The sequence below is a fragment of the Erythrobacter sp. 'gip.4 top 5' genome (assembly GCF_056495765.1).
Window position 1 is genome coordinate 1 of record NZ_CP200270.1, and the last position, 21,022, is coordinate 21,022.

Consider the following 21,022-nt stretch of genomic DNA (forward strand, 5'->3'; position numbering starts at 1 on the left):
ACGGGCCGCGCTCCACGAGCGCGGCCCGTTTTGTTTGCAACAAATGCGACAATGGTGTGCCGCATAAATGTCAGGATTTTCCGCGATTCGCGTCGCAAAAACCGGCGTTTTCATTGCCAATCAATGACTTCAACGCAAGCCTGCGGGTCAGGGGCGAGTCAATCGGATTATTTCACTTTTTTTAAAAGTCCGCGCTTGCGCAAAGGGCCTCGGCGTTCTTTACATCGTTCTCACCCGGCACGGGACAGTCCGGTGTGACTTTACGAACTTGCCGACAGGGAGGTCCCCCGGAGTTGCGATTCCGGGCGGGAGAACTGCTGTCTGCTGCATCGGATGAATATGAGTCTGCAAACCATCCGGTTCGACAGGCCGTGAGTGAATTGGGGAAGATCTTGTGCACAAAACTGACAAAGCGCGGACGGGCGGCCGCCAGGCCGATGAGCATCTGATGGAAGATTCCGAAGCTGTGAATCTTGCCGCCGATTGGTCCGATATTAGCCAGGGTCTCCGCAAGGATCTGGGACACCAGCTTCACAGCCAGTGGATCAAGCCCATCCAGCTTGGCTCGCTCAACCGCGAAAGCGGCGCACTTGATCTTTACCTCCCGACAGAGTTTTCCGCGACCTGGGTACGCGACCGGTTTCACGACCGTCTTCAGTTGGCCTGGAGCATCGCCCGCAGCGAAGTGCGCAAGATCAACATCGTGGTCCATCCCGGACGCCGTCAACTGCCTGACATCCGTCTTGATGATGGCCGCCGTGCTGCCAATGACGGCGCCAGCGCCATTGCAATGGCCGTCGGCGCCATGGGCGAAGCGAGCTTCACCTCATCAGTGGGCCTTGATGCATCGCTGACCTTCGCCGCCTTCGTCACTGGTGAGGCGAACATTCTTGCGTGCAACGCAGCGCAGCGCATGGCTGCGCTGGAGCAGCCGCAATTCTCGCCGCTCTATCTCAAGGCCGCTACCGGCCAGGGCAAGACACATCTGATGCACGCCATCGGCCACACCTATTTACAGACCCACCCGCGCGCGCGGATCTTCTACTGTTCGGCCGAACGCTTCATGGTCGAGTTCGTGCAGGCGCTGAAGTCTAGCCAGACGATCGAATTCAAGGCGCGGCTGCGCAGTTTCGATCTGCTGTTGGTGGACGACATCCAGTTCATCATCGGCAAGGCGAGCGCACAGGAAGAACTGCTCTACACGATTGACGCGCTGCTGGCCGAGGGCAAGCGCCTCGTCTTTGCCGCCGACCGCGCCCCGCAGGCGCTGGACGGTGTAGAGCCGCGCCTGCTCAGCCGCCTGTCAATGGGTCTGGTTGCCGACATCCAGCCCGCCGATATCGAGCTGCGCAAGAAGATCCTTGTCTCCAAGCTTACCCGCTTTGCGCCGCTCAGCGTGCCAGCAGACGTGGTCGAGTTCCTGGCCCGCACCATCACCCGCAATGTGCGCGAATTGGTGGGCGGCCTAAACAAGCTGATCGCCTATGCCCAGCTGACCGGGCAGGAGGTTTCGCTCCAGCTGGCCGAAGAGCAGCTCACCGATATTCTGTCAGCCAATCGCCGGCGCATCACCATCGACGAGATCCAGCGCACGGTTTGCCAGTTTTACCGAATCGACCGGTCGGAAATGAGCAGCAAGCGCCGCGCGCGCGCCGTGGTCCGCCCGCGGCAGGTGGCGATGTATCTGTCCAAGGTGCTGACCCCGCGCAGTTATCCTGAAATCGGGCGCAAGTTCGGCGGGCGCGATCACTCCACCGTGATCCACGCGGTGCGTCTGATCGAGGATCTGCGCCAGCGCGATGCCGACATGGACGGCGATGTGCGCAGCCTGTTGCGCCAACTGGAAAGCTGATCGGCCCAAGGCGTTTGCGCCCAGGATTTCCATCAGCTTTGCACCACCTTTACGACAGGCCTTTCCACAGATCTGTCGACAGGTGTTCCACAGGGTGTAAACAGCCTTTCCATGCCATCCACCCCGCTTTCTTCCGACCGGATCGATCTGCCTTCCGCGGGACTGACGGCTCTGGTGCGCGGCCTCACGGGCCGGTGTCCGCGCTGCGCACAAACCGGGCTGTTTCGCAAATGGCTGAAACCAGTGGAACACTGCGCGCATTGCCGGCAGGACTGGTCGGTCCAACAGGCCGATGATTTTCCCGCCTATATCGGCATCTTCGTAGTCGGCCACCTGCTCGCGCCGGTCGTGATCGCGATGATCGGCACCTTTGGGCTTTCCGCATGGCTTACGCTGGCGATCATCTTGCCGGTGGCGGTGGTGTTGCTGCTGGTCACGCTGCAGCCGGTCAAGGGCGCGGTGATCGGCTTTCTGTGGTGGAACGGCATCGGCGCTTTCCGGCAGGAGCGGCGCAGCGTGGCGCCCAAGGATCCCGAGTGACGTTGTCTTCTGCCCGGCTTGATCGGTTTGCCCGGCATATCGTTCTGCCGGAAGTCGGCGGTGCGGGGCAAGTGCGCCTGTCCCAAGCACAGGTGGCGATCATGGGGCTTGGCGGGATCGGCAGCCCCGCGCTGCAATACCTCGCTGCAAGCGGGATCGGGCGGCTCACGCTGGTCGATAATGACGTAGTCGATCTGTCCAATCTCCAGCGCCAGACGATCTTCACGATCCGCGATGTTGGCCATGGTAAGGCGGTTTCCGCCCGCCGCTGGCTCGCCAACTTCGATGATTCGTTGACGGTTGACGTATCCGATGCGCGGATCACGGCTGATAATGTTGCAGGTCTGATCGCAGGATGCGATCTGGTGCTCGACGGCACGGACAATTTTGCGACCCGGCTCGCCGTATCAGACGCCTGCGTTGGCGCAGGTATCCCGCTGCTTTCAGCCGCAGTAGGGCGCTTTCAGGGACAGGTCGGCGCCTTTGCCGGCCATCTGCCCGACCAGGCGTGCTATCGCTGCTTCGTGGGCGACGCCTTCGACGCTGAAGATTGCGATACCTGCGCCGATGACGGGATGCTGGGCGCGATGGCCGGATGGGCGGGCACCTTTGCTGCGCTTCAGGCGGTGAAAGTGCTGCTGGGCGGCGTGAGCACCTTGGGCCAACCGGGCTGGGGTAGGCTTCACATCATGGATGGCCTGGAACCGGGCTTGCGCACAATCCGCATCGCGAAGGATCAGACTTGCAAGGCGTGCGGGTCAAACGCGTAACCCTACGGCATTGTGAAGTCCCTGAACGCGGGCCGCACCTGATGCAGACGTGCGGTGCCATTCGCCCGCGCCTAAATATCCCACCCCTACGCCCCCGCGCCGCTCAGCACGTCATCAACCCAAGCCGGCACCAACTCGCTTGCCGGGCCGAGGCGGCTTTCATGGAACAGGCGGGAGCCTTCGCTTGGCTCGAGATTCAGCTCGAGCGTCCGTGCCCCTGAGGCTCTGGCCTCCTGCACGAAGCCCGCAGCAGGATAGACCGCGCCCGATGTGCCGATGCTGACGAACAGGTCGCACGTTTCGAGCGCCGCATAAATTCGCTCCATCTCGTAGGGCATCTCGCCAAACCAGACGATGTCGGGTCTAAGACTTCGCGCCTGACAGACCGGGCAGGCGGGGCGATCGAGCATTGCGGTGTCCCATCGGACCCGCATCTCGCAGGAACTACACAGCGCAGACTGCAATTGCCCATGCATGTGCAACACGCGGGCGCTGCCGCCGCGCTCGTGCAGATCGTCCACATTCTGGGTCACCACCAACAGATCGCCGGCAAACGCCCTCTCCAACCGCGCAAGCGCCAAATGCGCCGGGTTCGGCATCGCCGCGGCGAGCGCCGCGCGGCGCTTGTCATAAAAGCTGAGAACCAGATCGGGATTACGGGCAAAGCCTTCGGGCGTGGCGACATCCTCCACCCGGTGCTGTTCCCACAGGCCCTCAGCGGCGCGAAAGGTGTCAATGCCGCTCTCGGCCGAAATGCCTGCGCCGGTGAGGATGACGATGCGTTTGAACTCTGCCATGAGGCCTTCAAGCATATTCGGCAGAGGCGAGGCAATGGCACAGCTGCAATTTGGGGTGATCGGGCACAAGGGCCGGATGGGACGGGCGCTGGAGGATGCGATTGCGGGCGCGGGCCACATCCTGTGCGTGGGCATTGATGCCGGAGGCAACATCGCTGCGCACGCCAGCCAATGCGATGTGCTGGTGGATTTCTCCGCGCCCAATGCCTTGGCCGCCAATCTTGGCGCAGCGCAGGCGGCGGGCAAGCCCATCGTGGTCGGCACGACGGGCCTAGATGACCCGCATTTCGTGATGCTGGCCGACGCCGCGCGCGCCGTGCCGGTGCTGCAATCAGGCAACTTCTCACTCGGTGTGACGCTGATGGCGCATCTGGTACGCGAGGCGGCGGCGCGGCTGGGGCCGGACTGGGATATCGAGGTGCTGGAGATGCACCACCGTATGAAGGTCGACGCGCCATCGGGCACCGCCAAGCTGCTGGGCGAAGCGGCGGCTGAGGCGCGTGGAATCGCGCTGGCCGACAACATGGAAAGCGGGCGGCACGGCATGACCGGCGCAAGGGGCCACGGCGCGATCGGCTTTGCGACCTTGCGCGGTGGCACCGTGGCGGGCGAGCATTCAGTGATCTTCGCAGGAAGCGAAGAGCGCCTGACGATCGCCCACTCGGCCGAAAACCGCATGATCTTTGCCCGCGGGGCAGTGCGGGCGGGGGAATGGTTGGTCGGCCAGGAGCCTGGGCGCTACTCGATGAACGACGTGCTGGGCCTGTGATACGCCGCTGATATGACCAAGGATCAGATCTTCGAGTTCTTCCGCCGTCTGGCCGAAAACAACCCCGCACCCCAGACTGAGCTGGAATATGGCAATGCCTATCAGCTGCTCGTTGCAGTCGCGCTGTCGGCGCAGGCCACTGACGTCGGCGTGAACAAGGCCACCCGCGCGCTGTTCGGCAAGGTCAGCAACCCCCAGCAAATGCTCGATCTGGGTGAGGCAGGGCTGAAGGCGCATATCAGAACCATCGGGTTGTTCAATTCCAAGGCCAAGAACGTGATCGCGCTCTCGCAGATCCTCGTGGACCAACACGGTGGCGAAGTGCCCGAAACCCGCGAAGCGCTGGTACAGCTTCCCGGCGTCGGGCGAAAAACGGCCAACGTGGTGCTCAATTGCTGGTTCGGGCAGGAAACCTTTGCAGTCGATACGCATATCTTCCGCGTCGGCAATCGCACGGGCATGGCCAAGGGCAAGACCCCGGATCATGTCGAAGCCAAGCTGGAAAATCGGGTTCCCGCCCCGTTTCGGCGCGATTCGCATCACTGGATGATCCTGCACGGCCGCTATGTCTGCAAGGCGCGCACGCCGGAATGCTGGCGCTGCCAGGTTGCCGATCTGTGTTCTTTCCGCAAGAAAGTGATGGCGCCACCCAAGGGGCGGGCATCGCCGGAAACTGTCCCGGATTAAGGCGCTGTTCAAACGCGCCGGCGATGATACCAGCATCCCTTGTGGAAGGACATGCCATGACCGCGCGCTTCCTTGCCCTAGCCTCCCTGCCCCTCGTTCTGGCTGCCTGTGCGCCGAACGATCCTGCGGCGGACGTCACCCGCGCCGCTGCGGCCATCGCAGCCGCGCCTGAGGCCACGGTGTCCGGACCGGGACAAAATTGCATTGATCGCTCGCAGGTGCGCCAGACCGTGGTGCGCAGCGACCGGGTGATCGATTTCGAAATGAACGGCACCAAGGTCTATCGTAGCACCCTGCCAAACCGCTGCCCGGGCCTGGGCTGGGACCGAGCCATCACTTATGACACATCGATCAACCAGCTCTGCACGCAGCAGATCATCTACACCTTGCAAAACATCGGCGGCGTACCGCGGCGCGGGGCTGGCTGTTCGTTGGGTGAGTTCGTACCGGTGGAATATGTGAAGGAATAGCGCCGCTTAAATGTCGTCGGCGCTGATCAGTTCGGCCCGGTCAAGCTCACCCGTCAGGCTCGCCACGGTCACCGCCACGGCCGCATCGCCGGTGATGTTGGTGGTGGTGCGCATCATGTCCATGATCCGGTCGACCCCGGCCACAAAGGCAATGGTTTCCAGCGGCACGTTCACCGCGCTGAACACCAGCGCCATCATAATGAGGCCCGCACCCGGAATGCCGGCCGCACCCACTGCGCCCAACGTGCCCAGCAGCGCGATCATGCCGTAATCACCCCAGCTCAGATCCACCCCGAAGATCTGCGCGCCAAACAGCGTGGCCAGGCCCAGATACATCGCGGTGCCGTTCATGTTCACCGTCGCACCAAGACTGATGACGAAGCTGGCGACCGAGCGCGACACGCCAAGGTTACGCTCTGCACAGCGCAGCGTGACCGGAAGCGTCGCGTTGGAGCTAGCGGTGGAATAACTCACCGCAATCGCATCCACCATGCCGCGAAAGAAGCCGATCACCGGCAGGCGCGCAATAAACTTGATCATCCCACCATAGATGAGCGCGATGATGAGGAAGCAGCCAAAATAGTTCAGGAACACCAGCTTGCCGAGCGCGGCGAGCGCATCAAAGCCCAGCGTGCCTGCCACCCACGCCATCAGCGCAAAGACGCCGAACGGGGTCAGTTCCATCACGATCATGGTGACTTTCTGCATCACCACGCTTCCGCTTTCGAAAATCTTGAGAGCGGGCTCGCCTTCTTCCTGCGCCATCAAGATGCCGATCCCGACCAGCATCGAAAACACGATCAGCGGCAGCACGTTGACGTCCGCCATCACCTGAACCGGGCTTTGCGGAATCATGCCCAGCACCATTTCGCGCCAGCTGGTCTCGGTGGGTTCGGGCGCTGCGCCCAAGGTGAGCGCCGAGGTATCGACACCCAAACCCGGCGCGATGAAGGTGCCAAGGGTCAGACCAAGCCAGACCGACATCTGTCCGGTCACCACAAAGATGAGCATCGCCCGCCAGCCGACAGACCCCAGCTTTCTCAAATCACCAATACTGGCGACGCCAGCGACAAGGCTGAAGAAAATCAGCGGCACCACCAACATCTTGATAAAAGCGACGAAGATATCGCCGAAGATCTTGATGCTTTCCGCCTCCGGCCCCCACAACCGTCCGACGATGATGCCAAGGATCAACGCGGCGATGACGCGCTGCCATAGAGGAATGCGCAGCCAAACGCCCAATTCGTTATCCTTTGTCCAGTGCCAGTGCTTGCACGGCGATGCGGGTGTAGATGCGGGCAAGCGCGGCAAGATCGGGGATTGCCGCGGCTTCGTCGCGCTTATGCATGGTTGCGTTGCACAGACCGAATTCGATCACCGGGCATAGCTCACGCAAAAAGCGTGCATCGGACGTGCCGCCGGTGGTGCTGAGTTCGGGCGCAATGCCGGTTTCGGCCTCAACGGCCGTTGCTACCAATTTGGAAAAAGCGCCCGGCTCGGTCAGGAACGGCTCGCCTGAGATTACCGGGCGCGCGCGCCCGCCGTGCGTTTCGGCAATCGCCATGACCCGTTCGGACAGGCTGTGGCCAGTATGCAGATCGTTGAAGCGGATCGAGATGCGCGCCTGGCCCGCAGCGGGGATCACGTTGTGTGCGCGGTTGCCTACAGTGATGTCGGTGATTTCGAGATTGGAGGGCTGAAACCATTTGGTCCCGGTATCCAGCGTCAGCGCGTCCAATTCCGAAAGGATCGCGACCAACTTGGGCAACGGATTGTCGGCCAGATGCGGATAGGCGACGTGGCCCTGGGTTCCTTGGACTTCGATGAAGATATTGACCGAACCGCGCCGCCCGATCTTCACCATATCGCCCAACCGGGCGACACTGGTGGGTTCACCCACCAGACACAGATCGGGCTCATGGCCGTTTGCCGCCATGTATTCGATCAGCGCGCGGGTGCCGTGGAGTGCGGGGCCTTCCTCATCTCCGGTGATGATGAAGCTGATCGTGCCCGCTTCGGCAGGGACCTCAGCCACCGCAGCCACCATCGCGGCAATTGCGCCCTTCATGTCGACCGCCCCGCGCCCGTGCAGAAGGTCACCGCGCACCTGCGGTGTAAAGGGATCGGAAAGCCAGCCTTCGCCCGGCGGGACCACGTCAAGATGCCCGGCAAAGGCGAAATGGCGAGAACCAGCCGGACCTTGGCGGATGGCGAACAGGTTTTCAACCGGTGCCTCGTCGCTTCCCTCAGGCCCTTCACCGCGTGTGAAGCGGTGCACGGCAAAGCCGAGCGGCGTCAGCATCGCTTCGAGTTCATCGAACACGGCGCCTGTCGCAGGCGTCACGCTAGGCGCGGAAATCAGGCGCGTGGCAAGGTCGAGCGGGTCGATCATCCTGCATGCCTAGCAGGAGTTTCCGGCGATGCCCAAGCGCGATTGTGAGGCGATCCCCCAGACCGATGCGACCGGTTATCCCGCGCCCTTTGACACAGCAGTCGAAAGGCGCAGGTATCGCCGCCTTGAACCGGCAGCGGGGCTGACGCTGATGGCAACGGGCTACATCCACGCTGTTGCCGGGGGCCTTCTCGGCGGGCGAAGTTAATGGCCATCACCTGCACAACCGTTCGGACACGCCTTGCACCTTCATCGCGATCAGCGCCCGCCCTAGCGTTGCCGATCGGGCTCCGGCACCACCAACGGCCCCGGCGCAAAGGCGCTGGTGAGAAGATCGGCAATCCGCACCCCGGCCTGCTGCACCCGCCGCTTGGCAATCGGCACACCGCGCGCAATGTCATCCTGGCTCAGCGTCGTCTTGTCCGGCAGCGGCGCGGCGCAGACATCATCGGTGTCAAAGGCGGTGGGATAGATGAAGTCGCGCGCAATTTCCCAGCTTTCGCGGCCCCAGTCGTCCGGGCCGCCGCCGCCCAGATCGGCGCGTTCGGCGGGCGCGTAGCGCCGTACCACCGGATCGGCGGGATCGGTGATGGCGCGTTCAGCCAGCGGGCCATCCCAGATGGAATGCAGGTTGTAGCCTGGCCGAATCCCGTAATCGGCCTCGCGGTCGTTGCCGCCGCGATCCTCGTTGTCGCCTGAATGCAACGGCATGTGCACATCGCCGGCAAAGTGGACCATGAAAGCCAACGCCTCCAACCGGATCGCAGCGGGCAGGCTCTCGTCCGCCAGAACGCGGTGCGCGCGGGTGACCTGCGCGGTGACGCAGGCGCCGCCCGAACAATTGGCGCGCGGGTTGAATGCCTGACAGATCGGCGCGGTGCGATAATGCCAGGCCGCAGTGAAGCCCCAGCGCCAGCCTTCGCCCCGCACGCAATCGGCCCACACGGCGGCATCCTCCAGCGTTGTGAGCGGGCAATCGGGCGTGCCCAATGCCTTTTCCTTGGCCAGCAGCGCGCGAATCTTGGCGCGGACCTCTGGCGTGACATTGGCCTCGGCAATCGCGGCGGTCTGGCGATGCGCGAAAAAGCCCCAGGCGTGCGCGGGCGTTGATGCGAGCGCCAAGGCCAGCGTCATCAGCGCGGCCAGCATGGCGATCAAACGCGTCATGCCAGCGTCTCGTACTGTTCGATCACCCATTCCTCTTCGCTTGCGGCATCGGTCCATTCCCGCATCCAGTCATGTTCGAGGATCGCCTCCATATAGGCCTGGGCAAAGCCGGGAACGCCAATGCCGTAGGTTACGAACCGCGTGACCACGGGCGCATAGAAGATGTCCGCCGCGCCAAAGGTGCCAAACAGATAGGGCCCGGCACGGCCATGGCGGGCGCGGGCTTCGGCCCACAGCGTCAGGATGCGGACAATGTCGTGCTGGGTCTGATCCGAAAGCCCCGGCAGTTCCATGCGGCGACGAATGTTCATCGGCAGTTCGCGCCGCAGCGCAAGGTAGCCCGAGTGCATTTCCGCCACCATCGCCCGCGCCATCGCGCGCGCGGCATTATCCTTGGGCCAGAACCGCTCGCGCCCAACCTTGTCGGCACAATAATCGAGAATGGCCAGGCTGTCCCACACCACCGCATCGCCATCCCACAGGATCGGAACCTTGCCGCTGGACGGCTGCACTTCGCCCATGTCCTGCTTTAGCCGATCCCATTCCTCTCCCATGATCGGAACGGTCAATTCGTCAAAATGCAGGCCCGATTGCTTGACTGCGAGCCAGCCGCGCAGGCTCCAGCTGGAATAGTTCTTGTTGCCGATGATGATTTTCATGTCCGCCTGCTCCACCTTGCCGGGACCGCTTTTCGCAAGCCGCCCTAGGCGTTCATCCCGGCGGTGTCGACGCTGAACAGTGAGACACATGAGACACTGTTCAGGGTTTGAAACTGGCGTACGGCAAAAGCGCGCCACCATGGCATCGAACTCGGCGCGGGAGATACGGCGTGGCATGGCGCCCGCAGTGCTGGCAAATTGGCCCGGCGTAGGAAAATCCTTTCTCAGCCTGGGTGTTGGGCGTTATATGTCCATCATGAACCTTCCTCCGTTTCACCTCGCTTTCCCGGTTGATGATCTGGCCGCTGCGCGCGCGTTTTACGGCGAGGTGATGGGCTGCGCCGAAGGACGATCGAGCGACGAATGGATCGATTTCGACTTCCACGGCCACCAGATCGTCGCGCACCTCGCGCCGGGACAGGCCGGCGACCGCGCAAACAATCATGTCGATGGGCACGGCGTTCCGGTGCCGCATTTCGGGTTGGTGCTGGGTATGGAACAGTGGGACGCACTGGCCGCCCGCTTTTGTGAAAGCGGCGCAGATTTCGTGATCGAACCGACCATCCGGTTCAAAGGCCAGCCGGGCGAACAGGCCACCATGTTCCTGCGCGATCCCGCTGGCAACGCGCTGGAGTTCAAAGCCTTTGCCGACATGGGCAAGCTGTTCGCGACCTGACCGGCCGCTGCGCCTTCGCCGGTGTTTGGCGACCAATTCCCAACAATCTGCAATCGCGCGTGACAAACCCGTCGGAGCCAATTAGCTGTCAAAGCGTGAATGCACCTCAACACCAGCAAACCTTCATTGACGGTTTCCAAAGCACGGCCACAACGCCGATCGATCCCCGCCGGCTGATGCGCGATTTGCAGGCTTTCCGCGATCCGCAGCCTGTGCGCAGCGGATGGGAGCTTGCCATCACGCTGATCCCCTTCCTTGCCCTGTTTGCCCTGATTGGCAGTGCGGTCAGTGCAGGCCATGTCTGGGTGCTGGCGGCGACGCCGCTGGCCGGCCTGTTCCTGCTGCGATTGTTCATCATCCAGCACGATTGCGGCCATGGCGCGTTTCTGCGCTCGCGGGCCGGCAATGATTGGGTTGGCCGGGCGATGGGCGTGTTTACGCTGACCCCCTATGATTGCTGGCGCCGTTCGCACGCGCTGCATCACGCAGCCACCGGCAATCTGGACGCGCGCGGGATTGGTGATGTGGATACGCTGACCGTTGCGGAATACCGCGACCGCACGCCGGTACAGCAATTCCTCTACCGCCTCTATCGCCACCCCGTGGTGCTGCTGGGCTTTGGCCCGGCCTACCTGTTTCTGCTGCGTCACCGGTTGCCAATCGGCCTGATGACAGAAGGTTCGATCTACTGGATCAGCGCGCTTGCCACCAATCTGGTCACCGCGCTGCTGCTGGGGACCGCCGCCTATTTCTGGGGCTTGGGCATCACGGCGCTGGTGTTCCTTCCCGTGCTGCTAACGGCAGCATCATTGGGCGTGTGGCTGTTCTATGTGCAGCACCAGTTTCCCGATGCGCATTGGAACAGCGCCAAGGATTGGTCATTCCACGATGCGGCGTTGCATGGCAGTTCGCATCTGGATCTGCACCCTGTGCTGCGCTGGTTCACCGGCAATATCGGGATCCACCATGTGCACCATCTGGCGAGCCGGATCCCGTTCTACCGCCTGCCCGAGGTGCTGGACCACCATCCTGCCTTGCATGATCTCAACCGCTTCACGGCAACGAGCGCGTGGAGCACCTTGTGGCTCACGTTGTGGGATGAAGACCAGCGTAAACTGGTGAGTTTCCGCGACGCCGCGCGAGCCGCTGGCTAAGACGTTTGCTCATGGGACGCCGGGCCAACGAGGCCTGCTCCCCGGACGGCCGCCTAGCCTTCCCAGCCTTCGCCCAACGCGTCAGCCACCACGGCGGCGCGCAGGGCGGCGATGCCCATGCCCTTCTCGCTGCTGGTAAGGTGCAATTCGGGATAGGCGGCCACGTGCTTGCGGATTTCGGCGGCAGTGGCCTGGGCAACCTTGTCGAGTTCGCTGGCCTTGATCTTGTCGGTCTTGGTCAGCACCACGCGGTAGCCGACGGCGGCCTCATCGAGCATGGTCATCATCACCCGGTCCACGTCTTTGACCCCGTGGCGACTGTCCACCAGCACCAAGGTACGCGATAACACCGCACGGCCGCGCAGGTAGGAATTGACCAGCGCCTTCCACTTGTCGACCACTTTGATGGGCGCCTTGGCAAAGCCGTAGCCCGGCATGTCGACCAGCCGGAACAGCGGCAAGGCGCCCTCATCCTCTGGGCGGCCCACATCAAAGAAGTTCAGCTCCTGCGTGCGTCCCGGCGTCACTGAAGCCCGCGCGATTGCACGCCTGCCGGTAAGCGCGTTGAGCAGCGAGGACTTGCCCACGTTGCTGCGCCCGCAAAACGCAATCTCCGGCACCACCGGATCGGGCAGAAACTGCAGCTGCGGGGCAGAGCGCAGGAAGTCCACCGGCCCTGAAAAGAGCTTCGATGCGGCTTCCTCGCGCGCCAGATAATCGTCTTCGTCAGTCACGTGCCTACACCGCACCCTTCTGTTCCGCCGCCGCCGTCGCTGCCTTGAGCTGCGGATGCTTGGAATACAGGTACTTTTGCTGCGCCAGCGTGAGGACGTTCGATGTGACCCAGTACAAAAGCAGGCCTGCCGCAAACGGCGCCATCACGAACATCAGGATCCACGGCATGATCGAAAACAGCTGCTGCTGGATCGGATCCATTGCCGCCGGGTTGAGCTTGAAAGTCAGCCACATCGTGATGCCCAGAAGGATCGCCAGCGGGCCGATGGCAAGGAAGCCAACCACTTCATACGGCAGCATTCCGAACAGGTTGAGGATATGCGCAGGGTCCGGCGAGGACAGATCGCGGATCCACAACGCGAAGGGTTCGTGGCGCATCTCGATCGCCAGCACCAGCACCTTGTACAGCGCGAAGAACACCGGGATCTGGATCACCATCGGCAGGCAGCCGGCTAGCGGATTGACCTTTTCATCCTTGTAAAGCTTCATGATTTCTTGCTGCTGGCGCGGCTTGTCGTCCTTGAAGCGTTCCTGGATTTCCTTCATTTTGGGCTGAACGGCCTTCATTGAGGCCATCGAAGCAAAGCCCTTTTGGGCGATCGGGAACATCAGGCCGCGGATGACCACGGTGAGCAGAATGATCGCCACGCCGAAATTGCCAACCAAGCCATTCAGCGTGCGCAGCAGCCACAGGATCGGCTTTTCGACAACCTCGAACCAGCCCCAACTGATCGCCTTGCCAAAATAGGTGATGCCGGCATCCTCATAAAGATCGAGGATCTGGCTGTCCTTGGCACCGGCGTACAGACGCGATGCTTGCGTCAGCGTGCCGCCGGCAGGAATGGTGGTGGCAGGATAGAGCAGATCAGCACGGAACAGCGTATCGCCCAGCGAACGGAACGCCGCATTGTCGACCTTGACATTGCCCTTGCCATCATTGGCGCTGGAACCGGGCACCAGCGCGCTAAGCCAGTACTGATCGGTAAAGCCAAGCCAGCTGGTCGCGCCCTCGGGGGTTTCGCCGCCCAGTTCAGCCAGCTCATCGTAGGAATGCGGATCCCACAGCGTACCGCCGAACACGCCGACCGGGCCGGAGTGGGCCACAAACTGATCGATCGTGGCGTTAGTGCTGGTGCGCTTGATCAAAGCAAACGGCTGGACCACCGCTGCCGCCGTGCTGGCATTGCGCACGGTCTGCGTGGCGGTGATCATGTAATTCGCGTCAACGGTAAAACGGATATCATAGGAAACGCCTGCGGCATCGGTGCGGGTCAGCGTGACCGGCGTGGCCGGGGTCAACTTGGTTCCATCGGCCTGCCATACGAGGTTCGACGGCTGACGCGCGCCGCCGCTGACAAAGCCGAATTCCGCAAAATACTGACCCGGCGTGCCTTCGGGCGCAAACAGGCGCACGGGGCCGGAATCCTTCTCCACCGTTTCGCGGTAATCCTTGAGCACGATGTCATCGATCCGCGCACCGACAAGGTTGATCGAGCCGGCGAGGCGCGGCGTATCAATCATCACGCGGTTCGGACTGGTCAGCGCGGCCGCCAGATCGACCTTGCGTGGCGTCGCGGCCGCTTCTGAACCAAGGCTGCTGGCACCCGCTACCGGCGCGGCGCCGGCAATCGTGCCGTCAGCTTGCGGATCGGTCGGAATGGCCTGCGACGAAATCGCCGCTTCAGGGTAGAAATAGCGCATCCCCACGTCCCACCCCAGAATGAGCAGGCCCGAAAGCACGACAGCGAGCAGAAGATTGCGATTGTCCAAGTGGTGATGCCTTGAGATGATGCAACGATAGGTGTGTTATGGGGATAGTACGGTCCCGTTACCACCCCGACGCAAATTGTCCTTCAGGGAACAGGATCATGCCCGTGTCCGCCCCAAGGGTGGCAGCGCATTAGCCGCTTAAATGCCATCCATCCACCCTTGAGCGCACCATAGGTTCCGATCGCCTCGATCGCGTATTGGCTGCAGGATGGGTAATAGCGACAACTGAGCGGTAGAATCCGCGACGGGCCAAGCTGCCAACCGCGCGCGATGAGGATGAGGATCTGCTTCACCGCCCCTTTGCCCCTTTGCCGCTTGCGCCGCGATTGCCTTTGCGCGGACGCCGCCCGCCGGACGGATCGCCCCGGCCCTCACGCGCCCGTTCGAGCGCCTTGGCCAATTCTTCCGCCATCAGATGGAAATCCCGCTCCACCCCACCCGCACGGCCAATCAGCACATGATCGTGATCAGGCAGACCTTGGGTCGGAAGCGAAGCGCGCAGCAATTCGCGAAAGCGCCGCTTCATGCGGTTGCGCACCACCGCGTTGCCGATCTTCTTGGTCACAGTGATGCCAAACCGGACGCCCTTGCCGCCGTCTGGCCCGCCATTGGGCCGGGTCAGCAGCACAAATCCGGCCCGCGCGTTGCGGATGCCCGAATTGGCACGAAGAAAATCGGCACGTTTGCTGAGAGCGGAAATCATGGAGACGCCGATAGCGCATACAGGCCCCGGATGTCACAAGCGGTAAACAGCAACGGGCCCCCAAGGGGAGCCCGCAAGGCCGACAGGCCGCTCGCAACAATGGGGCCTTTACGCCCCACGAGCACGGAAATCGCACCCGCGCAGGCGGGCGCGCCCAGGATTACGCGCAGAGCTTCTTGCGGCCGCGGTTGCGACGGGCACGAAGCACCTTGCGGCCACCCGGGGTCGCCTTGCGTGCGAAGAAACCGTGGCGACGGGCGCGCACGAGATTGCTGGGTTGGAACGTCCGCTTCATATCATCCTCGAAAGCTACCGGCGAAGGGTTCAGGATCATCCCCGCACGCTCACCGTGGCCACACACCTGCGACCATAAATCAGACCGGCGCGGTTATGGGAAAGCCGCAACAGAGTCAAGCAAACCTGGAACCAAATCGGCCCGCATATCGGCGCTCACATCGGCGTAGGCCAGCCGCGGGGCAAGCGCAACGTCAGCCGGCAGCGCGCGCGGCAGGCGCCATGGCGCACGCAGCGCATCGGCCCAGTCCCGGCCCGCACGGGCCAGCGCCACCCGCACGGCGGTCTCAATCCCTTGCGGCACCGCGCGGCTGGCAGGCGTGCGCGGCGCAGTCTCGGGCGCGATCCAACGCGCCATTTGCGCGCCCTCAAGCCACAGCGCGCCGGCGTGCGGCACTGAATTGGTCATCGCATAAAAAGCGCGGGCTTCCGCATCGCTCATACCCATTTCGGCATAGTAATCGAGATACAGACGGTTTTCCGGCGCATCCGGAGCGAAATCGTCAGGCTCTCGCCCGGCTTCGTCACGCCACGAATGAACCGCAAACAGCGCGCCGGCATCCATCGTGCGACGGGTGCCAGCAAGAAACAGCTCAACCGCCCCAGACCGCGCCGATCCGCCCGTCGGAACGTGGGTTGCCAGCCCGGCGGCCCGAATCGCCCGGCCCAGGCGCAGGTTTGCCAGATCATGACTGGTGCCGGGCGCATCGGCGAATTCGATCACTTCCAGACCCGGATAAGCCGCCAGCATCTGCGCGAAGGCTTGCGGGCTGGCAGCATCGGTCGAGGCGACGAGCGCGGCGCGCGCGCCGTCGATCACGCGGAACGGGCCGAAGCGGGCAATGCCGGTGCGCTGCGCAGGCAGGCGCGGCGGAGTCGCGATAAAACGGGTCGGCTCGTGGTGGACCGTCTCGGTAATGATGGCGCCCTCGCCGCGATTCAGGATGACCGTGGCGGAAGAGGTGAAGGCAGTGGGCGCGATGGCGGCAGGGTTCTCCGCGATGCGCACCCATTGCCGCGTGGCCGGATCCCATTCTTCAACCCAGCTAACCCGCTCAACAACGCGCGCGCCCTGCTGCGCCCACACTGCCCCGCCGGGGATCAGCAACGCAAAGGCGGCAAGCAGGAGGGCGGCGGCACGGAACATGCCCGCAGTTGTGACCCCGCGGCCTTTCCCAATTTGCAAAGATTTATGCTTTAGAAAATCCTTCGCATTCGTGCGGAGGGGACGGATAGGCGCTGGTTTCCATCAACCCTGCGAGCGGCCGCGAATGGCTCGACAAGCGCTTGCGAAACCTGCACAAACGCACACATGGGGCGGTAGTGGGGCAAGCAAATGGTCGCGCTGGTACGAACGGTTGCCTATCTCGGGCTGGAGGCGCGCGCCGTGGAGGTGCAGTGTCAGGTTGCGCCCGGGATGCCTAAATTCACCGTCGTAGGCCTGCCTGACAAGGCGGTGAGCGAAAGCCGCGAACGGGTGCAATCGGCCCTTTCCGCCATGGGGCTGGCGCTGCCGCCCAAGCGGATCACGGTGAACTTGTCGCCCGCCGATCTGCCCAAGGACGGATCGCAATACGACCTGCCGATCGCGCTCGCGCTGCTGGCGGCGATGGGCGTGACCGATGCCGAGCAGCTGGGCGATTGGATCGCCGTGGGCGAATTGTCACTGGATGGCCGGGTGGTCGCCAGCCCCGGCGTGCTGATCGCCGCGCTGCACGCCAGCGAATCGGGCACGGGCCTGATCTGCCCGGCCGAACAAGGGCCGGAAGCCCGCTGGGCCAGCGGCGTGCCGGTGCTCGCCCCGCGCGATCTGACCAGCCTGCTGGGGCATCTGAAAGGCTCGCAGATGCTGCCCGAACCCGCTCGTGGTGAAGTGGCGCAAATCGAGGGCGGCAATGACCTGCGCCAGGTCAGAGGGCAGGAAACCGCCAAGCGCGCTTTGGAAATCGCGGCGGCGGGCGGGCACAATCTGCTGATGGTCGGGCCGCCCGGATCAGGCAAAAGCCTGCTCGCCTCGTGCCTCCCCGGCATCCTGCCTGATCTGACGCCGGGCGAGGCGCTGGAGGTTTCGATGGTGCAATCAGTCGCCGGGACGCTGGAGGCCGGGCGTATCAGCCGCGCCCGCCCGTTCCGTGCACCGCACCATTCAGCCAGCATGGCGGCGCTGACCGGCGGCGGGCTGAAAGTGCGCCCCGGCGAAGTCAGCCTGGCGCATCTGGGCGTGTTGTTCCTTGATGAACTGCCCGAATTCCAGCGCTCAGTGCTCGATTCGCTGCGGCAGCCGCTGGAAACCGGCCGCGTCGATGTTGCTCGCGCCAATGCCCATGTGACTTTCCCGGCGCGGGTGCAGTTGGTCGCGGCGATGAACCCGTGCCGCTGTGGCTATGCCGGGGATCCGGCGCGCAATTGCAACAAGTATCCCCGCTGCGTTGGCGATTATCAGGCGCGGCTGTCCGGCCCGCTGCTCGACCGGATCGACCTGCATGTCCACGTTGGCGCGGTCAGCGCGATCGATATGGCCCTGCCCCCGCCCGCCGAAGGCAGCGCCGAGGTGGCCGCCCGTGTCGCCGCTGCACGCGCGCAGCAGGTGGTACGCGGCGTGCGCTCCAACGCCGAACTTGAGGGCGAGCGGCTGGAGGCGTGTGCCACCCCTGACGAAGCAGGCCGGAAGTTGCTGTTGCAGGCGGCGGAAAAACTGCGCCTGTCAGCGCGCGGCTACACCCGGATGCTTCGCGTTGCGCGAACCATCGCGGACCTGGCCGGAGCCGAAACAACGGGCCGCGTTCATATTGCCGAGGCGCTATCCTATCGGCTGATGACGGGTTAAGGAGCCGGAGAGGCCGGTTCCCCCTCCCGGCCGATCAAGGGCGCACTGGCGATTTCGGACGATCCTTCAGTATTGGCGGCAGAGCAGCCGCGTGGGCTCGCAGCCCTGTGGCAGGCGGTGCGCGACACGCCGCGGCGGCGCAAGCTGGCCAGCCTTGCCATTGCGCTGGCGCTCGAAGCGCTCATCTTGTTGATGCTGCTGACGCTTGGAACGCAGTTTGCAGGGGACGAGGATGGGCGCGAACGCGTCACCACCATGACCGCGATCGAGTTCGCCGCCCCGTCCGAGCCCGACGAGGCCGAATCGGCCAGTGAAAGCCCTGAAGCGCCCGAACAGCCCCAAACCCCGACACCGCCAACCCCGACACCACCGACGACCGCGCCCGCCGAAGAGCCTGTGCGCCCCTCACCGCTGACGATCAATCCCAGCCCCGCGCCTGAGCCTGCGCGACAGCAGCCCCAGTCTCAGCCGCAGCCCCAGTCTCAGCCCCAGCCCCAGCCCCAGGCGCAACCCCAGCCGCAGGCCAGCACGCCGCCCAAGATTGGCGCGCGCATTCGGCCAGGGCGCACCATGGGGCCGGCCGACACGGGCAATCCGCGCACCGCTGGCGATAGCGAGCAGGTTGGCACCGCGCCCAATGGCGAACCGCTCTATGCCGCGCGCTGGTACCGCGAGCCAACCGATCAGGAACTCAGCGGCTATCTTTCGACGGCCAATGGTCCCGGCTATGCGCTGATCGCCTGCAAGACCGTGGCGGATTACTATGTCGAAGATTGCCAGCTGTTGAGCGAGGGACCGCAAGGGTCGATGATGGGGCGCGCCGTGCTCGCCGCATCCTGGCAATTTCGCGTGCGCCCCGCCCGAATCGGCGGGCGCGAACAGTTCGGAAGTTGGGTGCGCATCCGGATCGACTATTCGATCAGGAATGCCCTGCGCTAACCGCTTAAGTGATCGCGCACCACCGCGATGAAATCCGGGCCCCAGGTTTCGAGCTTCTTGGCGCCCACTCCGGCGATGGCACCCAGTTCGCCAAGCGTTTCAGGGCACTGATTGGCCATGTCACGCAGCACCGAATCATGGAAAATCACATAGGCCGGGATGCCGTGTTCGCTGGCGAGCGCCTTGCGCTTTGCCCGCAAGGCTTCAAACAGCGGGCTGCCGACCGGGTTGGGCGCATCATTGCCGCTGCGCGAACGGCGGGCGCGGCGCGCACGCACGGGCGGCTCGGCGATGCTCACCCCAGCCTCCCCCTTCAACACGGCACGCGCGTCCGGCCCCAGCATCAGCCCGCCATGTTCGGTTGCCGCCAACATACCGCGCGCGACCAGCGTGCGGGTCAACGGGCGCAGCAAGGCCGCCTCGCCCGATCCGACAATGCCAAACACGGAAAGCTGATCATGCCCACGCGTGGTAATCCGATCGTCGCTCTGCCCGGTCAGCACTTTTTCGATATGGCCGATGCCAAAGCTCTGCCCAGTGCGGTACACAGCCGACAGCAGCTTGCGGGCCAGCTCGCTCGCATCGAGCACTTGGGGCGGATTGTCGCAATTGTCGCAGTTGCCGCAGCGCGCCGGCGGATGCTCGCCGAAATGCCTGAGCAGGATCGCGCGGCGGCAATCAGGCGCTTCGACCAGCTGCGCCAGCGTGTTGAGCCGCGCCTGTTCGCCCGCCAGCCGTTCGGGCTCGACATCGCCGAGCCATTGGCGCGCGCGGGCAAAGTCGCTCACACCCCAGAACAGATGGGCCTCGGCCGGATCGCCATCGCGGCCCGCACGGCCGGTTTCCTGATAATAGGCCTCGATCGATTTGGGCAGGCCCGCGTGGATCACGAAGCGCACGTCAGGTTTGTCGATCCCCATGCCAAAGGCGATCGTGGCGACCATCACCATGCTTTCGGACGCAACGAACTGCGCCTGCACCGCCTGGCGCCGTTCCGGATCAAGCCCGGCGTGATAGAACGCGGCCTCACGCCCGGTGCGGGTGATCTGGGCGGCGATATCCTCGGTCGCCTTGCGGCTTGGCGCGTAGACGATCCCCGCCCCGTCCAGCCGCGCCAGCACATCGTTGATCTGGCGTACGCCATTGTCACGCGGCGTAATCGCGTAGCGGATATTGGGCCGGTCAAACCCGGCCACGATCAGGCCTTCATCTGGAATGCCAAGCTGGCGCAGAATGTCGGCCCGCGTCGCCTGATCGGCGGTGGCGGTGAGCGCGAGGCGCGGGACATCGGCAAAGCGATCCAGCATGGGCCGCAGACCGCGATAATCGGGCCGGAAATCATGGCCCCATTCGGACACGCAATGCGCCTCGTCGATGGCAAACAGCGATATCTGCGCCCGTTCAAGCAGCGCCTGAAATCCGGGCGTCGCGGCGCGTTCGGGCGCGACATAGAGCAGATCGAGCGCGCCCTGCCGAAACGCCTCGGCGGTAGCGGCGTTGTCGCTATCAGCCGATGTCATCGAGGCCGCACGGATGCCCGCTGCACTGGCGGAGCGGATCTGGTCGTGCATCAGCGCAATCAGCGGGGAAACGACAATCGCCGTGCCTTCACGGGCCAGGGCCGGCACCTGATAACACAGGCTTTTGCCCGCCCCTGTCGGCATAAGCGCAAGCGTATGGGCGCCTGCCATCACCCGGCCAATCACAGCTTCCTGTTGTCCGCGAAACGCGGGAAAGCCGAAGGTGCGGCGAAGGACATCATGGCATTGGGGAGGGGCGACCACACTCATGGCCGCTGCCCTAGCCTAAGGCGCGGACGCA

General features: G+C 63.8%; 23 protein-coding genes. 11 read left to right on the top strand and 12 right to left on the bottom strand.

Features of this window, described 5'->3' with window-relative positions:
• The first annotated feature begins 448 nt into the window (after positions 1-448).
• The 3 genes from dnaA to ACRANW_RS00015 all read left to right on the top strand — a co-directional run bounded on the left by dnaA (position 449) and on the right by ACRANW_RS00015 (position 3,162).
• Positions 449-1,852 carry a chromosomal replication initiator protein DnaA gene (dnaA, locus tag ACRANW_RS00005; RefSeq protein ID WP_479433967.1) on the top strand — a complete coding sequence of 468 codons (1,404 nt, stop codon included), beginning with the start codon at positions 449-451 and terminating at the stop codon, positions 1,850-1,852.
• Between the two features lie 111 nt (positions 1,853-1,963).
• Positions 1,964-2,392: a DUF983 domain-containing protein gene (locus ACRANW_RS00010; RefSeq protein ID WP_479432547.1), complete on the top strand. Its 429-nt coding sequence runs from the start codon at positions 1,964-1,966 to the stop codon at positions 2,390-2,392.
• Positions 2,389-3,162: a HesA/MoeB/ThiF family protein gene (locus tag ACRANW_RS00015; protein ID WP_479432548.1), complete on the top strand. Its 774-nt coding sequence runs from the start codon at positions 2,389-2,391 to the stop codon at positions 3,160-3,162. The genes ACRANW_RS00010 and ACRANW_RS00015 overlap by 4 nt, the downstream gene beginning before the upstream one ends.
• 86 nt (positions 3,163-3,248) lie before the next feature.
• Here ACRANW_RS00015 and ACRANW_RS00020 read toward each other — a convergent pair whose 3' ends face one another.
• Positions 3,249-3,959 carry an NAD-dependent deacylase gene (locus ACRANW_RS00020; protein ID WP_479432549.1) on the bottom strand — a complete coding sequence of 237 codons (711 nt, stop codon included), beginning with the start codon at positions 3,957-3,959 and terminating at the stop codon, positions 3,249-3,251.
• Positions 3,960-3,993: 34 nt separating this feature from the next.
• Here ACRANW_RS00020 and dapB point away from each other — a divergent pair, with 34 nt between their 5' ends.
• From dapB to ACRANW_RS00035, 3 genes are read left to right on the top strand one after another with little or no spacing between them, the layout of a single operon-like run.
• Complete coding sequence (gene dapB, locus ACRANW_RS00025) at positions 3,994-4,728, top strand: 4-hydroxy-tetrahydrodipicolinate reductase (protein WP_479432550.1); 735 nt, start codon at positions 3,994-3,996, stop codon at positions 4,726-4,728.
• A gap of 12 nt (positions 4,729-4,740) precedes the next feature.
• Positions 4,741-5,415 (top strand): endonuclease III, encoded by a 675-nt coding sequence (gene nth / locus ACRANW_RS00030; protein WP_479432551.1) that lies wholly within the window; start codon positions 4,741-4,743, stop codon positions 5,413-5,415.
• 56 nt (positions 5,416-5,471) lie between these two features.
• Positions 5,472-5,885 (top strand): hypothetical protein, encoded by a 414-nt coding sequence (locus tag ACRANW_RS00035; protein ID WP_479432552.1) that lies wholly within the window; start codon positions 5,472-5,474, stop codon positions 5,883-5,885.
• 6 nt (positions 5,886-5,891) lie between these two features.
• Here ACRANW_RS00035 and ACRANW_RS00040 read toward each other — a convergent pair whose 3' ends face one another.
• Together ACRANW_RS00040 and dapE are read right to left on the bottom strand one after the other, a co-directional pair.
• Entirely contained in the window at positions 5,892-7,127 is a 1,236-nt protein-coding gene (locus ACRANW_RS00040) for a dicarboxylate/amino acid:cation symporter (protein WP_479432553.1), read from the bottom strand.
• A 4-nt stretch (positions 7,128-7,131) separates the two neighbouring features.
• Positions 7,132-8,277, bottom strand: a complete 1,146-nt coding sequence (gene dapE, locus ACRANW_RS00045) for a succinyl-diaminopimelate desuccinylase (RefSeq protein WP_479432554.1) — start codon at positions 8,275-8,277, stop codon at positions 7,132-7,134.
• Between the two features lie 28 nt (positions 8,278-8,305).
• Here dapE and ACRANW_RS00050 point away from each other — a divergent pair, with 28 nt between their 5' ends.
• On the top strand, positions 8,306-8,485 hold the full coding sequence (locus tag ACRANW_RS00050) for a hypothetical protein (protein WP_479432555.1): 180 nt from the start codon (positions 8,306-8,308) through the stop codon (positions 8,483-8,485).
• Between the two features lie 62 nt (positions 8,486-8,547).
• Here the strand turns inward: ACRANW_RS00050 and ACRANW_RS00055 are convergent, their stop codons facing one another.
• On the bottom strand, positions 8,548-9,444 hold the full coding sequence (locus ACRANW_RS00055) for a S1/P1 nuclease (RefSeq protein ID WP_479432556.1): 897 nt from the start codon (positions 9,442-9,444) through the stop codon (positions 8,548-8,550).
• Positions 9,441-10,103: a glutathione S-transferase family protein gene (locus ACRANW_RS00060; protein WP_479432557.1), complete on the bottom strand. Its 663-nt coding sequence runs from the start codon at positions 10,101-10,103 to the stop codon at positions 9,441-9,443. Before ACRANW_RS00060 ends, ACRANW_RS00055 begins: the two co-directional genes overlap by 4 nt.
• Positions 10,104-10,359: 256 nt before the next feature.
• Between ACRANW_RS00060 and ACRANW_RS00065 the strand changes: the two genes are divergently transcribed.
• Positions 10,360-10,779: a VOC family protein gene (locus ACRANW_RS00065; protein ID WP_479432558.1), complete on the top strand. Its 420-nt coding sequence runs from the start codon at positions 10,360-10,362 to the stop codon at positions 10,777-10,779.
• Between the two features lie 95 nt (positions 10,780-10,874).
• Complete coding sequence (locus tag ACRANW_RS00070; RefSeq protein ID WP_479432559.1) at positions 10,875-11,933, top strand: fatty acid desaturase; 1,059 nt, start codon at positions 10,875-10,877, stop codon at positions 11,931-11,933.
• A 53-nt stretch (positions 11,934-11,986) separates the two neighbouring features.
• Here ACRANW_RS00070 and yihA read toward each other — a convergent pair whose 3' ends face one another.
• From yihA to ACRANW_RS00100, 6 genes are all read right to left on the bottom strand, one after another.
• Positions 11,987-12,667 carry a ribosome biogenesis GTP-binding protein YihA/YsxC gene (gene yihA, locus ACRANW_RS00075; RefSeq protein ID WP_479432560.1) on the bottom strand — a complete coding sequence of 227 codons (681 nt, stop codon included), beginning with the start codon at positions 12,665-12,667 and terminating at the stop codon, positions 11,987-11,989.
• Between the two features lie 4 nt (positions 12,668-12,671).
• Positions 12,672-14,438, bottom strand: a complete 1,767-nt coding sequence (gene yidC, locus ACRANW_RS00080; RefSeq protein ID WP_479432561.1) for a membrane protein insertase YidC — start codon at positions 14,436-14,438, stop codon at positions 12,672-12,674.
• An 83-nt stretch (positions 14,439-14,521) separates the two neighbouring features.
• The gene (gene yidD / locus ACRANW_RS00085) at positions 14,522-14,731 is read right to left on the bottom strand and encodes a membrane protein insertion efficiency factor YidD (RefSeq protein ID WP_479432562.1); all 210 of its coding nucleotides are present in this window, start codon (positions 14,729-14,731) and stop codon (positions 14,522-14,524) included.
• Positions 14,728-15,141 (bottom strand): ribonuclease P protein component, encoded by a 414-nt coding sequence (gene rnpA / locus ACRANW_RS00090; RefSeq protein WP_479432563.1) that lies wholly within the window; start codon positions 15,139-15,141, stop codon positions 14,728-14,730. Before rnpA ends, yidD begins: the two co-directional genes overlap by 4 nt.
• Before the next feature lie 160 nt (positions 15,142-15,301).
• Positions 15,302-15,436 (bottom strand): 50S ribosomal protein L34, encoded by a 135-nt coding sequence (gene rpmH, locus ACRANW_RS00095; RefSeq protein WP_036801591.1) that lies wholly within the window; start codon positions 15,434-15,436, stop codon positions 15,302-15,304.
• Between the two features lie 93 nt (positions 15,437-15,529).
• Positions 15,530-16,582, bottom strand: coding sequence for a hypothetical protein (locus ACRANW_RS00100; protein WP_479432564.1), 1,053 nt, complete (start codon positions 16,580-16,582; stop codon positions 15,530-15,532).
• Between the two features lie 189 nt (positions 16,583-16,771).
• Here ACRANW_RS00100 and ACRANW_RS00105 point away from each other — a divergent pair, with 189 nt between their 5' ends.
• On the top strand, positions 16,772-18,262 hold the full coding sequence (locus tag ACRANW_RS00105) for a YifB family Mg chelatase-like AAA ATPase (protein ID WP_479432565.1): 1,491 nt from the start codon (positions 16,772-16,774) through the stop codon (positions 18,260-18,262).
• A 72-nt stretch (positions 18,263-18,334) separates the two neighbouring features.
• Entirely contained in the window at positions 18,335-19,201 is an 867-nt protein-coding gene (locus tag ACRANW_RS00110) for a hypothetical protein (RefSeq protein ID WP_479432566.1), read from the top strand.
• Here ACRANW_RS00110 and recQ read toward each other — a convergent pair.
• Positions 19,198-20,991: a DNA helicase RecQ gene (gene recQ / locus ACRANW_RS00115; protein WP_479432567.1), complete on the bottom strand. Its 1,794-nt coding sequence runs from the start codon at positions 20,989-20,991 to the stop codon at positions 19,198-19,200. The two genes, ACRANW_RS00110 and recQ, sit on opposite strands and share 4 nt — an antisense overlap.
• Between the last annotated feature and the right edge of the window lie 31 nt (positions 20,992-21,022).